We start from the raw sequence: 14,299 nt of genomic DNA, 5'->3' as shown, positions 1-14,299 counted from the left end.
GGAATACGTGAGAGGTATTAAAGTTACGTAAACGTTTTCGCTAGAAATTGTAAAGTATTTAATCTAGAGGCAATGTGAATGTAACGAGAGTTCCCTTACCATCTTCACTTTCAATATGTAATTCTCCTTTATGAGCCTTGAGATACTCATTACTTAAAACTAGTCCTAGACCTGAACCCTTTTCGTTTCTAGTGCCCACCCGACTCGTAATCTCAGTTAGATCAAAAAGACGTTGCTTGTCATATTCTGGAATCCCTATTCCGTTATCTTCAATACTAAAAACAAACTTATTATCTAGCCTTGTAAGCTCAATCACTATGATATCATTATCGTGCGAAAACTTAATTGCATTAGACAGTAAATTTCTAATTATGGTCGCCACCATATTCTTATCTCCTACTACTTCACCTTTAAAACTTGACTCTAGACGTATGTTGATCCCTTTGCTTTGAAGAGCGTGGTTTTGTATTTTGATTTGATCTTTTGTAATAGACATGATATCTAATGCAACAGGAGTAAACTCGACTTGCTCTGTTTGCAGTTTTGACCATTTTAGAAGGTTGTCAAGTAATGAAATACTGTTTCGGCTAGAGTCTTCAAGAGAATTTATTATCGTGGTGGTTTGACTGTTATTTGCGTGTTCTACTTTTAATACATCTAGAAAGTTTATTACGGATGATAGAGGACCTCTAAGGTCATTTGCTAAAATTGAGAAAAACTTATTTTTTGTAGCTACAAGCTCTGAGAGTCTAACTTTTTGTGATGCAATAATTTTATTCTTACGCTCGTACAAATAATACTGACTTATTAAAAAGAACATAAATCCTAATATGGCGAGATACCATAAACATGATGTAACGCCTAGTGCTAAGAAACCTTCATGAGACTTCTTATAGGCGGTGCTTAACATAAATTCCTTATTGTAAAAAGGGACTACACTGGAAATATAGGTTTCTTCACTAACATCGAAGTTTTTAAAAAACTCTGGGTCCTCATTTACAGAGTATATTTTTTGTCCATTATGGGCTCTACTACGATCAAAGTAATTACCGTTACTACTCTTAAACCTAAAAACAAAATCCTCTTTGTTATTATGAACATAAGCTTTATCTAAAATAGGGGCAAACTCTGCAATACTTGTAATGTAGCCTAGAGAATTACCGAGGCTGTCCAAAACACCAAACCCTAGCGGAAGCCCTACTCTACCTTCTAATAAATTTGTGGGGTCTGAGGCATAAAAATCACTCTTACGCATTAAAGAGTCCATTCTTGACATTCCTTCCTTACCTATAATTTTACCTATAGAAGTACCTACTAATTGTGCATTAGGTACAGGCTGCATGGTAAAGTCAAAAATAAAAATATGGCTCGTATCAATATATGAAACACTAAAGGGACGTTCCATGATAAGTCCACCTAGCTGCCGTTCTATAAAGGAAGATATATCGTTCTCAGTAAAGCTCCCATTAGATATTTCAATATAACTTTTTACTCCAGAAATTAGAGTTGCATAATTGTTAAGAGCTTCTTGAAATTCCTTTGCAGCTTCTCTATTTGCTCTTTCTAAGTTAAGTGTACGAGCAGCTTCCTCTTGTTGTATTATGCGGGATGTACCCCAATAAACAGCAATTGCCGTTATGAGTGCAAGAAATGCAAAAACGAGATAGTATCTCTTTGGAAATTTTACTAACATAAGGGGTGGAGCCCTAAGACTCTAATCTTTAATCTTCTAGGGGAAAAAGATGATTAAAAAGCTAATGTAGTAAAATCAATTAATAAACTTACGTTATTGAGTTTCAATTTCTCGTTGAAAAGCATAGAAGGTGCGTTTGGAGGCTATTTCTTCTGCCTTTTTCTTACTTGTAGCACGAGCCTTTGCTACAACCTTACCATCTATAAAAAGTTTTACTCCAAAATGCTTTACAGTGTCTTGACCAGTATCTTCAAAAGTTTCAAATTTAAAGGTGCGCTTTTCCTTCTGGCACCATTCTATTAATACACTCTTGTAACTAATGATACGGCCCTCAAGCTTCTCTATATCTACATAGGGCTCTATTACACGTTTAGCTATAAACTTCTCGCAATATTTATAACCTCGATCAAGGTATATAGCACCTACTAAAGCTTCAAAAAGATTGCCGTGAATATTAACCCCAAAGTTGTCTAATGGTATACTTGCTCTCACATATCTCACAAGATTGAGGTCTCTGCCTAGCTCATTGAGGTGCTTGCGGCTTACCACCTTAGATCTCATTTTAGTTAAATATCCTTCATTACCACCTTGTACGGCATTAAAGAGATGTGCTGCGATAACAGACCCAAGCATTGCGTCACCTAAAAACTCTAATCGCTCATAATTAAGAGGATTTCCATCCTCTTTTTTAAGACCTAGAGAACGATGGGTAAAAGCTTTCTCATAGTACCTTATCTCTTTCGGTTTAAAGCCTATGATGGCATGCATTCGCATAAAAAAACTCCCGTCCTTTTCAGCACGAGAGTTAAATATTTTTTTAAATGCGCTCATTATAATCTAAGCGTCAAGTTTTTTGAATAAAACGCAAGCATTGTGACCTCCAAAACCGAAAGTGTTACTCATTGCTACGTTTACTTCTCTCTTTTGTGCTTTATTAAGCGTTAAATTAAAAGAGGGATCTATATTCTCATCTACTGTAGTATGATTGATTGTAGGAGGAACAAGACTATGTTGCATCGCAAGGATAGCAGCAATAGACTCTATAGCCCCAGCAGCACCCAGAAGGTGTCCAGTCATAGACTTAGTAGAATTAATATTTATTTCTTTTGCATGATCACCAAATACTTTTTTGATAGCCTTAAGCTCTGCTACATCACCTAGTGGAGTAGATGTACCGTGTGTATTAATATGATCTACATCTTCAGGTGTTAGACCTGCGTCACGTAAACAGTTAAGCATTACTCGCTCTACACCTATACCGTCTGGATGAGGTGCTGTCATGTGATAAGCATCACTAGACATACCGCCACCTAGAACCTCAGCATAAATTTTGGCACCACGTGCCTTAGCGTGTTCATACTCTTCTAAGATTAATGCACCACTACCTTCTCCTAATACAAAACCATCTCTAGTTGCGTCAAAGGGTCTTGAAGCAGTTTCAAAATCATCATTTCTAGTTGACAACGCATGCATTGCATTAAAACCACCCATACCAGCCTGCGTTACCGCAGCCTCAGATCCTCCTGTAACAATAATATCACATTGCCCTAAACGTAAATAGTTAAAGGCATCTATCATTGCATTTGCAGAAGAAGCACAAGCAGAAACCGTCGTATAGTTAGGTCCCATAAAGCCATGCTTGATAGAGATATTACCAGGGGCAATATCTGCAATCATCTTAGGTATAAAGAAAGGATTAAATCTAGGGGTGCCATCTCCAGCACCAAAGTTGAGGACTTCATTCTGGAATGTCTCCAGACCACCTATACCGGCTCCCCAAATAACCCCAACCCTAAATTTATCAACAGAGTCAAGATCAATGCCCGCATCACTGATAGCTTCATCTGAGGCTACCAGTGCATACTGAGCAAATCTATCGAGCTTTCGAGCTTCTTTCCTATCAAAGAAGTCGAGAGCGTCAAAGTTTTTAAGTTCACAAGCAAACTTCGTTTTAAACTTTTCTGCATCAAAATAGGTGATGGGCGCGCACCCGCTTTTCCCTGTAGAAAGTCCTTCCCAGTATTCCTGAATATTATTTCCTATCGGGGTAAGTGCACCAAGTCCGGTAACTACTACTCGCTTTAACTCCATAAATAAAGACTTATTTTGCCTCTTCTATATAAGATACTGCTTGACCTACTGTCGCAATATTTTCTGCTTGATCGTCTGGAATTTGGATATCAAATTCTTTTTCAAACTCCATAATGAGTTCCACTGTGTCTAGTGAATCAGCGCCTAGGTCGTTTGTGAAGCTCGCTTCCGTTACAACTTCGTTTTCGTCTACTCCTAATTTGTCTACGATAATCGCTTTTACTCTTGATGCAATGTCTGACATAATTTTCTAATTTAAATTTTTATTTAAGTCGCAAAAATAACAAACTTTACCGTTAAACAAGTTTGCAACTCAAAAATGTGAAGGTAATTTACGGAAATATAAAATAAGTTCCTTTCCATAACCTTCAAATAGTTACTAATATTTCTTTATTTCGCACCCACAACAGCAACAAGAAAAATGAAACGAATTGTGATTTTTGCCTCGGGTAACGGTACAAATGCCCAGCGTATTATAGAGTTTTTCCAGGATCGTACGGATGCACAAGTCGTGCAAGTTCTTAGTAACAATCCGCGTGCCAAAGTACTTCAAAGAGCCTCAGCCCTTGATGTTGCTGCGTTTAGTTTTAACAGAAAAGCTTTCTATAAAGGTGATGATGTACTCCATCTTCTTAAAGCTACACAACCAGATGTCATCATTTTGGCAGGTTTTTTATGGCTATTTCCAGAAAAAATAATTTCGGCGTTTTCAGATAAGGTCATAAATATACACCCAGCATTGCTCCCAGATTTTGGAGGAAAGGGAATGTACGGCATGAATGTGCATGAGGCTGTTTACGCTTTCGCGAAAGCGCAACACGATAAAAATCCTTCTCAAAAAGTATATACAGGCATCACCATACATAAAGTAACGCCCGAATATGACAAAGGAGATTTCTTATTTCAAGCCAAAGTTGAAGTAAGCCAAGAAGACACACCAGAAGCAATTGCCGAAAAAATACACCAACTGGAACAAGCTCATTTTCCAGAGGTAATTGCAGAATTCTTATCTTAGAGAGATGGCAAAAACAAAAAAATTCTATGTAGTCTGGGAAGGTAAAAAACCTGGCATCTATGAGTCTTGGAAGGAATGCAAGAAGATGATAGATGGTTATGCCGGAGCAAAATACAAGAGTTTTGAAACCTTTGCCAAAGCAAAAAACGCATATAACGGAGACTATAACGACTTTAAAGGCTCCTCAAAGAAGAAAAAAGTACTCACCGCCGAAGAAAAAGCCAAATATGGCTTCCCCAACCTTTACTCTATTGCTGTAGATGCGGCAAGTTCTGGTAATCCAGGTATCATGGAGTATCGCGGGGTAGATACTCAAACGGTAAAACAACTCTTTCACCAAGGTCCTTTTAAACAAGGAACTAACAATATAGGAGAGTTTCTTGCGCTCGTGCACGGTCTTGCTTATTTAAAAAAAATAGGTAGTGATCGTCTTATATATAGTGACTCCCGCATAGCAATAAGCTGGGTAAAAAAGAAACATTGCAAGACCAACCTCAAGCAAAGCCCAAAAAACAAAGACGTTTTTGACCTCATCACACGCGCAGAGCAGTGGCTTAAAACAAACACCTACACAACCACCATCGTAAAATGGGAAACCAAAGCCTGGGGGGAAATTCCAGCAGATTTTGGCAGGAAATAAGTATGATTATGAAGACAGAAAAAAAGAGAATATATACGATAGCAATTTCGGCTTTTCTTACCACACTGGTTATCAAAAACTGGGATGCTCTTAAGAGTTTTATCGCTAGTTTATTTGTATAATTTAATTTTAAATTTTCGCGAAAGCGGTCTCCTTAAATTTGAGTTGTCAAACATTCAAAACCGTATATTTGCACAAAAAATTATAGATGAGTAAATTGGTTATTGTTGGTTCTTGTGCGTTTGATGCAATAGAGACACCTTTTGGAAAAACAGATAAAATTATTGGTGGAGCTTCTCCTTATATAGGACTTGCTGCGGCACAGTTTGATAATGTTGATCCAGCCATTGTTGCCGTTGTAGGTGATGACTTCCCTCAAGAGTATCTTGATTTTCTTGCAGAAAGAGGAATTAACACAGACGGTATAGAAGTAGTAAAAGGTGGTAAAACATTTTTCTGGAGTGGTAAATATCACAATGATATGAACTCTAGAGATACACTAGCTACAGAACTTAATGTACTAGCAGATTTTTCTCCTAAGGTTCCTGCTTCACATAAGGAAGCACCTATTGTAATGCTAGGTAACTTACAACCTCAAGTACAGCTTAGTGTTATCGAGCAAATGGAAGTAAAGCCTAAGCTTGTAATACTAGACACAATGAACTTCTGGATGGATATCGCACTTGATGAGCTTAAGACTACGCTTAAAAAAGTAGATGTAATCACTATAAATGATGAGGAAGCTCGCCAGTTAAGTGGAGAGTACTCACTTGTAACTGCTGCAAAGAAGATCCACGAGATGGGACCTAAGTATGTAGTTATAAAGAAAGGAGAGCACGGAGCTCTTATTTTTGAAGGAGATAATATGTTTTTTGCCCCTGCATTACCACTTGCTGATGTTTTTGACCCTACAGGAGCTGGAGACACCTTTGCTGGAGGATTTGCTGGCTATATAGCTCAAGCAGGAGACACTTCTTTTGAAACTATGAAGACGGCTCTTATTTATGGCTCTTGCCTTGCCTCCTTTACGGTAGAAAAATTTGGAACAGAGCGTTTACAGTCTGTGACGCCAGAAGAAATAAAAGAGAGACTGCATCAGTTTAAAAAACTTGTGCAATTTGACATAAACATAAACAACTAAACCCTGCGCTCCATTTTTGGAGCGCTTTTGTTTTTACAAGCTATGAGTGACGCTATCAAGCATGAATGTGGTATTGCAGTTATAAGACTAAAAAAACCACTTGAATTTTACAAAGAGAAATACGGTACTGCTTTTTACGGAGTAAATAAGATGTACTTAATGATGGAAAAGCAGCACAATCGTGGTCAAGATGGTGCAGGTTTTGCTAGTATAAAACTAGATGTCGCTCCTGGGCAACGCTACATATCTAGACAGCGATCTACAGCACAGCAGCCTATACAAGATATTTTTGCAGAGATTAATGGTCGTATTAACGAGTTTATGACTGCAAATCCTGATAAGAAGGATGATGTAGCCTGGCAGAAGAGTAATGTTCCTTACATAGGAGAGTTATTACTAGGTCACGTGCGTTATGGAACCTTTGGAAAAAACAGCGTTGAGAGTGTACACCCATTTTTACGTCAAAATAACTGGATGCACCGTAACCTTATCGTTGCAGGAAATTTCAACATGACTAATGTAAATCAGCTTTTTGACAAGTTGGTTTCTTTAGGACAGCACCCAAAAGAGCAGGCGGATACCATTACAGTAATGGAAAAAATAGGACACTTTCTAGATGATGAAGTTGGTAAACTTTACAAGAAATTAAAAAAGGAAGGATTTAATAAACAACAAGCCTCTCCTCAAATAGCAGAGAGACTTAAAGTAGGTAAAATACTTAGAAGAGCTTCAAAAGATTGGGATGGTGGCTATGCAATGGCTGGACTTCTAGGTCATGGTGATGCCTTTGTTTTGAGAGATCCTGCGGGAATAAGACCTGCATATTATTTTGAAAACGACGAAGTAGCTGTCGTAGCTAGTGAGCGCCCTGTGATTCAAACAGCGTTTAACGTGCCTTTTGATGAAGTGAAGGAATTAAATCCAGGAGCTGCTGTCATCATTAAAAAGAATGGAACACTTACGATACAGCAAATTATAGAACCATTAGAGCGCAAGGCTTGTTCTTTTGAGCGTATTTACTTTTCGAGAGGTTCTGATGCAGAAATTTACAAAGAGCGTAAAATGCTTGGACGTTTATTAATGCCTCGTGTACTAGAGAGTATTAATCACGATACGAAGAACTCTGTGTTCTCATTTATTCCTAACACGGCTGAGACTTCTTTTTACGGTCTTGTAGAGGCTGCTCAAGATGAACTAAACAAGCAAAAAGGACAGAAGATTCTTGCTGCGAAGGGAAATCTAAATGAAAGTGAACTAACAGAGATTCTCTCACAGCGCTTGCGTACAGAGAAGATTGCCATAAAAGATGCAAAGCTCCGCACGTTTATTACAGAAGACAGTAGTCGTGACGATCTAGTAGCCCACGTTTATGACGTTACCTACGGTGTTATTAAACCAGAAGACAAACTCGTAATTATAGACGATAGCATTGTGCGCGGTACAACGCTTAAGAAGAGTATTATCAAAATGATGGCACGTTTAAACCCTGCCAAAATTATTGTAGTCTCTAGTGCTCCTCAAATACGATATCCAGATTGCTACGGTATTGATATGGCGCGACTAGAAGATTTTATAGCTTTTAGAGCCGCGATTGCTTTACTCAAGGAAAATGGCAAAGAAAGTCTTATACAAGAGGTTTATGAGAAGTGTAAGGCACAAGTAGATCTAGATGACAAGGAAGTAAAGAACCACGTTAAAGATATCTATGCTCCTTTTGAGCAGAGAGAAGTGTCTAAAAAGATTGCAGAATTACTTACCGATAGCTCGGTAAAAACAGAAGTAGATATCATCTATCAAACGGTAGAAAACTTGCATAAAGCGTGTCCTGATAATCTTGGAGATTGGTACTTTACTGGAGACTATCCTACAGCTGGAGGTAACCGCGTTGTAAACAAAGCATTCATTAATTATGTAGAAGGAAATAAAGAGAGAGCCTATTAAAAAAAGTGCATTTGGTCTTAAAAATATCACAAATTAAAAATTAATTGTGTATTTCGTCTAAAATTTATGCCTTTGGTCTAAAACATACTGCTACTGACTAAAACCCTCTTATATTAGCATTGCCATAGCATAAGTAGGTTAAGTTCATGGTAGATTTGGGGCAAAAAAAGGTGGATCTTTCCACCTTTTTTTATGCCCAATTTTTAGCGTTTTATGACCTAACCATTAAGCTTCAATTACAATCTTTAAAGTAATTAAGTTTTGATTGAAAAATTACTCTTTTTAGCCAACTAAACATATCTAATTGATAATGAGCTATCATTGCCAAATATAGCATTCAAAACCACCTTTAAAATAAAACCATATCAGTCTATATTTTTATTCTAAACCTGCCGTTTTATGTAAGTAAAAAAGTTGAGATAGAATTTACGCAAGAAATTAGAGAAAGAATTTACCTACATTTTCTTGTATAAAAAAAGCCCACTATAAAAGTGGGCTTTAAAAATTAATATAAGTGTTATTTCTTATTTGTTCTGAGCATATAATGCAGATACTTTTTCCCAATTAATCACATTAAAAAATGCGTTTACATAATCTGGACGTCTGTTTTGATAGTTTAAGTAATATGCATGCTCCCATACATCAAGCCCCAAGATTGGAAAACCTCCACACCCTACTTTAGGCATTAGTGGGTTATCTTGGTTAGGAGTTGAGCATACCTCAACTTTTCCACCTTCGTGTACACAAAGCCAAGCCCATCCTGAACCAAACTGTCCTCCAGCTGCAGATGAAAATTTATCTTTAAAAGACTCAAAGTTTCCGTAAGCAGCATTTATTGCCTCGGCAAGTTCTCCCGTAGGTTCTCCTCCACCATCTGGTGACATTACTTCCCAAAATAGTCTGTGGTTGTAAAAACCTCCGCCGTTGTTACGCACAGCAGTGTTAGACATATCTAGGTTTATAAGGATATTTTCTATAGTTTTCCCATTAAGGTCTGTTCCTTCGATAGCCGCATTAAGCTTTGAAGTATAACCAGCGTGATGCTTCCCGTGGTGTATCTCCATTGTTTTAGCATCAATATTAGGCTCTAGTGCATCCTTAGCGTATGGTAATTCTGGTAACGTAAATGACATTTCTTTATCGTTTTTGGTTAAACTTCTTTTCAGATTTTAACAAAGTTACGTAAAGTAAGCTACTCTTTATGTTATAGATTTCTTATAAAAAGTTAGGTTTTGCTTTCGCGAAAGCAGAAAATGCATCTATTTATTCTTCGTGATAGTCGGTAGAAATAGTTGGTCTAAACTTAGTTCAGTCATTTGTAAAGTCAATTTGTTGATGAAAAGATTATTAAGAAAATAACAATACCCTCTTTGTAAGTCGCTTTTCCTATCTTAGTACTATGACCGAAACTAATACGTTTATCGTACTTAATGCTTCTGCGGGATCTGGAAAAACATACAGTCTCGTAAAGCAATATATTACTACGCTACTAAAAAGTAACGATGCTAATAAATTTAGACATCTTCTTGCTATTACGTTTACAAATAAGGCGGTAGCCGAAATGAAAAATCGTGTACTAGACACGCTCAAAAACTTAGGTCATTATGAGCCTGGCAATAAAAAACCAGACATGCTAGACGACTTAGTTTCATCTAGTGGATTACCTGAGGATGTAGTCGTAAAGAAAGCTAAAGAAATACTCAATCGTATACTTCATAATTATGCCGCCTTTGATATTGTCACGATAGATACGCTTACCCATAGAATCATACGCACTTTTGCAAAAGATCTAAATATCTCTGGTAGTTTTGAGGTTTCCCTTGATCAGAAAACACTTAATGCCCAAGCGGTAGATGCACTCATTGCAAAGGTGGGCATAGATGATGAGATTACTAAAGTCCTAATAAATTTTGCTTTAGAAAAAGCAGATGATGATAAGAGCTGGGACATTGCCCGTGATTTACTAGAAATAGCAAATTTATTGCACAATGAAAATGATCTCAAGGCGCTAGAGCTCATTAAAGATAAATCCCTTGCAGATTTTGACACATTAACTAGCTATTTACATGCTCAGATTAAGTCACTTTCCTCCGCTCAAAAACAACTAGGAGAAGATCTTATCGCATTAATACACGAGCTAGGGTTAGATCAAAAAAGTTTTGCGAGTGGATATTTTTATAAATTCATGCTCCAAGTTGCAAATGGGGTACAAGGACTTGCGTATACAGGATCGGCTTATAAAGATAATATTACGTCTTACACCTTTTATACAAAGACTCAAAAAGACCATATCAAAGCTACCATTGATGGGCATAGGGATCATTTTATAGCAACGTTCTTGAAGCTTAAGGAACTTGCTTCTAAGCAGAATATGTTACAATCTTTTAGATCTAAGATTATACCACTGTCCGTTTTGCACTTAATCAAGAAAGAGCTAGAGCTTATCAAAGAAGATGAAAATGTGTTACTCATCTCAGATTTTAACGCGCTTATAGCGCAGTCGCTTAAAGATCAGCCAGCCGCTTTTTTATATGAAAGACTTGGCGAGCGGTACACAAATTATTTTATAGACGAGTTTCAAGATACTTCGGTAATACAATGGGACAATTTAATCCCACTTATAGATAACACCATAAGTAGTGAGGCAGAAGATACTGTTGCAAATTCCCTATTGCTTGTAGGAGACCCCAAACAAGCGATCTATAGATGGAGAGGAGGAGAAGCAGAGCAATTTATAGCGTTAAGTAATCAAACAAACCCCTTTTCAACTCCAGCAACCATAGACCGCCTAGAGACTAACTATAGAAGTAGCGCCGAAATTATAAACTTTAATAATCAGTTTTTTACGCATCTCGCAACTCACTTTGATAACGAATTATATAGAGAAATTTATTATAAAGACAACTCACAACAAACTAATAGTAACACAGAGGGCTTTGTCTCTCTTGAGTTTTTGGAATATGACAATAAAGAAGAAGCAAATGAAATATATCCTGCGCGCATTATTGAAATTATAAATGAAGCTACTACCCAAGGCTACTTGCATAGTGACATTTGTATACTTACGAGAAATAATATAGATGGCTCATTAATAGCAACTGCCTTACAAGAGGCAAATGTAGAAGTTGTGTCTTCTGAGAGCTTGCTTATCTCAAACTCTAGCACAGTACAATTTATTCATGCATTTGCCACAATGCTCTCCTACCCTAGTCAAATAGAAAATAGATTGCCTGTACTCTACTTTTTGGCAACTTACTATAATGTAGAAGACACGCACTCATTTTATAGTACCAACACCTCATGTACATTTTTAGAATTCATAGAGCATTTACAGCAATTTGATGTTTTTGTGCACATTGACTACATGCAAACGCTACCTCTCTATGAATATCTGGAATCGATAGTGAGATTATTTAATCTCACCGCAATTTCTGATGCTTACGTAGTAGCTTATCTTGATCTTGCTTATAGTTACTCACAGAATAAAAGTGGTGGTATCCTCGGTTTTATCGACTATTGGGAAGAAAAAAAGGAGAAGTCTAGTATTGTTGCTCCGGAGCAAGATAGTGCTGTACAAACCATGACAATTCATAAATCTAAAGGATTAGAGTTTCCTATTGTTATCTACCCTTATGCAAGTTCAGATTTATATAGAGTACGAGGAGAACACCAATGGTATCCTATAGATGATCCAGAATTTGGAGGATTTAAAACGTTGATGGTTCCCCATAATAGTGCACTCAAAGATTTTGGTGACGCTGGCTCGACATTATATGAGACCAGAAATAATGAACAGCAGTTTGACACCATTAATGTATTGTACGTTGCACTCACAAGAGCCGCAGAACGATTATATGTGTTGTCACGCTTTCGCGAAAGCAAAGAAAAAATAAATACCTACAGTGATTTGTTTATAGATTATCTTAAAACAAATAATCTATGGAATGAAGACCAACGCACCTATACTTTTGGACGTGAGACACCTGCAAAAATAGAAGACAACAAAGCAGATTACACCTCATTTATTCCTTCCATCATCTCTACCTCAAAAGAAGAATTGGGCATTCAGATCATTACTCAGGCCACTTTTTTATGGGATGAGCAAAAACAAAATGCTATTACCTATGGTAATCTCATCCATGAGCTAATGGCTCAGATTAATAGTTATACAGACCTCACGCATGTACTAGAAGATGCCGTAAAGCAAGGTATTGTTCCAGAGGAAGGATATGAAACCATTAATAATGTTCTTCGCAACATTACGAGCAATCACCAATTAACCGATTATTACCAAGATCAAAATACAGTTTACAACGAGCGAATGATTTTATCTAGTGATGGTTCATTTTATATACCTGACAGAGTTGTTGTATTACCCAATGGTGATACCACTATTATAGATTACAAAACCGGGATGCATAATCCATCACACAGTAAACAAATCGCTATGTATGGAGCACTATATGAGGAAATGGGGTTTAAAGTAGCTAATAAGTTTCTAGTATATATAGACGCCACTGTAGATGTGATATCTGTTTAATACCTTTGTAAAAAATCCAAACACATGTACGGTAATATCCAACAATATTTACAAAAAGAACTTGCTGAAATTAAAGAGGCAGGACTATATAAGAAAGAGCGCATCATTACATCTGCACAAGATGCTGTAATTACTATTTCTACAGGAGAAAAGGTAATTAACTTTTGTGCAAATAATTACTTAGGACTTTCTTCACATCCAGAGGTAATACAAGCAGCCAAAGACACTATGGATACACATGGTTTTGGTATGAGTTCTGTGCGCTTTATTTGTGGTACTCAAGATATACACAAAGAATTAGAACATCGTATTGCTAAGTTTTACGGAACAGAGGATACCATTTTATATGCAGCGGCCTTTGATGCAAATGGTGGAGTTTTTGAACCATTACTTGGCGCAGAAGATGCTATAATCTCTGACTCACTTAACCACGCTTCTATTATAGACGGTGTAAGACTTTGTAAAGCTGCAAGATATCGTTATGCAAATAATGACATGGCAGATCTGGAAGAGCAACTTAAAAAAGCAAATGAAAATGGCGCTCGTCATAAAATCATTGTGACAGATGGTGTATTCTCCATGGACGGACTTGTTGCACCATTAGACCAGATTTGTGATCTAGCTGATAAGTATGATGCACTAGTAATGATAGATGAATGTCACGCCACTGGATTTATAGGCGATCGTGGTATAGGTACTCTTGAAGAAAAAGGTGTGTTAGGAAGAGTAGATATTATCACTGGAACATTAGGAAAGGCGCTTGGAGGTGCTATGGGTGGATATACTACAGCAAAGAAAGAAGTTATAGAGATACTACGCCAGCGTAGTCGTCCTTATTTATTTTCAAACTCCCTTGCCCCGGCAATTGTAGGTGCTTCTATCAAGGTCTTTGACATGCTAGAAAAAGACACCTCGCTCAGAGATAAGCTTGCTCACAATACTGCATATTTCAAAAAAGGAATGAAAGATGCTGGTTTTGATATAATAGATGGTGAATCTGCTATTGTACCTGTTATGCTTTATGACGCGCAGCTTTCTCAAAATATGGCTGATGCACTATTAGAAGAAGGAATTTATGTAATAGGGTTTTTCTTCCCTGTTGTTCCTAAGGGAAAAGCTAGAATCAGAGTGCAATTAAGTGCTGCTCATACCATAGAACATTTAGATACGGCTATCAACGCATTTATTAAGGTTGGAAAAGCATTAAAAGTTGTTTAATGTTACCTCAACCCTTGTAA

The 14,299-nt window shown here is 37.1% G+C and carries 11 protein-coding genes; 6 read left to right on the top strand and 5 right to left on the bottom strand.

Annotated features, from left to right (window positions below; translation table 11 throughout):
• Window positions 1–58: 58 nt before the first annotated feature.
• The 4 genes from DCS32_RS06480 to DCS32_RS06465 all read right to left on the bottom strand — a co-directional run bounded on the left by DCS32_RS06480 (window position 59) and on the right by DCS32_RS06465 (window position 4,028).
• Window positions 59–1,693 (bottom strand): sensor histidine kinase, encoded by a 1,635-nt coding sequence (locus DCS32_RS06480; protein WP_108877519.1) that lies wholly within the window; start codon window positions 1,691–1,693, stop codon window positions 59–61.
• 93 nt (window positions 1,694–1,786) lie between these two features.
• Entirely contained in the window at window positions 1,787–2,524 is a 738-nt protein-coding gene (rnc, locus tag DCS32_RS06475) for a ribonuclease III (protein ID WP_108877518.1), read from the bottom strand.
• A gap of 6 nt (window positions 2,525–2,530) precedes the next feature.
• Window positions 2,531–3,784: a beta-ketoacyl-ACP synthase II gene (fabF, locus tag DCS32_RS06470; RefSeq protein WP_108877517.1), complete on the bottom strand. Its 1,254-nt coding sequence runs from the start codon at window positions 3,782–3,784 to the stop codon at window positions 2,531–2,533.
• 10 nt (window positions 3,785–3,794) lie between these two features.
• Entirely contained in the window at window positions 3,795–4,028 is a 234-nt protein-coding gene (locus tag DCS32_RS06465) for an acyl carrier protein (protein ID WP_013750595.1), read from the bottom strand.
• A 177-nt stretch (window positions 4,029–4,205) separates the two neighbouring features.
• Between DCS32_RS06465 and DCS32_RS06460 the strand changes: the two genes are divergently transcribed.
• The 4 genes from DCS32_RS06460 to DCS32_RS06445 all read left to right on the top strand — a co-directional run bounded on the left by DCS32_RS06460 (window position 4,206) and on the right by DCS32_RS06445 (window position 8,521).
• Window positions 4,206–4,799 carry a phosphoribosylglycinamide formyltransferase gene (locus tag DCS32_RS06460; RefSeq protein WP_108877516.1) on the top strand — a complete coding sequence of 198 codons (594 nt, stop codon included), beginning with the start codon at window positions 4,206–4,208 and terminating at the stop codon, window positions 4,797–4,799.
• Between the two features lie 4 nt (window positions 4,800–4,803).
• The gene (locus tag DCS32_RS06455) at window positions 4,804–5,439 is read left to right on the top strand and encodes a viroplasmin family protein (protein ID WP_108879253.1); all 636 of its coding nucleotides are present in this window, start codon (window positions 4,804–4,806) and stop codon (window positions 5,437–5,439) included.
• 208 nt (window positions 5,440–5,647) lie between these two features.
• Window positions 5,648–6,580: a PfkB family carbohydrate kinase gene (locus tag DCS32_RS06450; RefSeq protein ID WP_108877515.1), complete on the top strand. Its 933-nt coding sequence runs from the start codon at window positions 5,648–5,650 to the stop codon at window positions 6,578–6,580.
• Window positions 6,581–6,622: 42 nt separating this feature from the next.
• Entirely contained in the window at window positions 6,623–8,521 is a 1,899-nt protein-coding gene (locus DCS32_RS06445; protein ID WP_108879252.1) for an amidophosphoribosyltransferase, read from the top strand.
• A 524-nt stretch (window positions 8,522–9,045) separates the two neighbouring features.
• Here DCS32_RS06445 and DCS32_RS06440 read toward each other — a convergent pair.
• Window positions 9,046–9,654, bottom strand: a complete 609-nt coding sequence (locus DCS32_RS06440) for a superoxide dismutase (protein WP_108877514.1) — start codon at window positions 9,652–9,654, stop codon at window positions 9,046–9,048.
• Between the two features lie 266 nt (window positions 9,655–9,920).
• Between DCS32_RS06440 and DCS32_RS06435 the strand changes: the two genes are divergently transcribed.
• Together DCS32_RS06435 and kbl are read left to right on the top strand one after the other, a co-directional pair.
• Window positions 9,921–13,061 (top strand): UvrD-helicase domain-containing protein, encoded by a 3,141-nt coding sequence (locus DCS32_RS06435; RefSeq protein ID WP_108877513.1) that lies wholly within the window; start codon window positions 9,921–9,923, stop codon window positions 13,059–13,061.
• A gap of 24 nt (window positions 13,062–13,085) precedes the next feature.
• The gene (gene kbl, locus DCS32_RS06430) at window positions 13,086–14,279 is read left to right on the top strand and encodes a glycine C-acetyltransferase (RefSeq protein ID WP_108877512.1); all 1,194 of its coding nucleotides are present in this window, start codon (window positions 13,086–13,088) and stop codon (window positions 14,277–14,279) included.
• Window positions 14,280–14,299: the final 20 nt, after the last annotated feature.

This window comes from Dokdonia sp. Dokd-P16, assembly GCF_003095655.1.
GTDB lineage: Bacteria > Bacteroidota > Bacteroidia > Flavobacteriales > Flavobacteriaceae > Dokdonia.
This window is presented reverse-complemented; position numbering and strand designations above follow the sequence as displayed.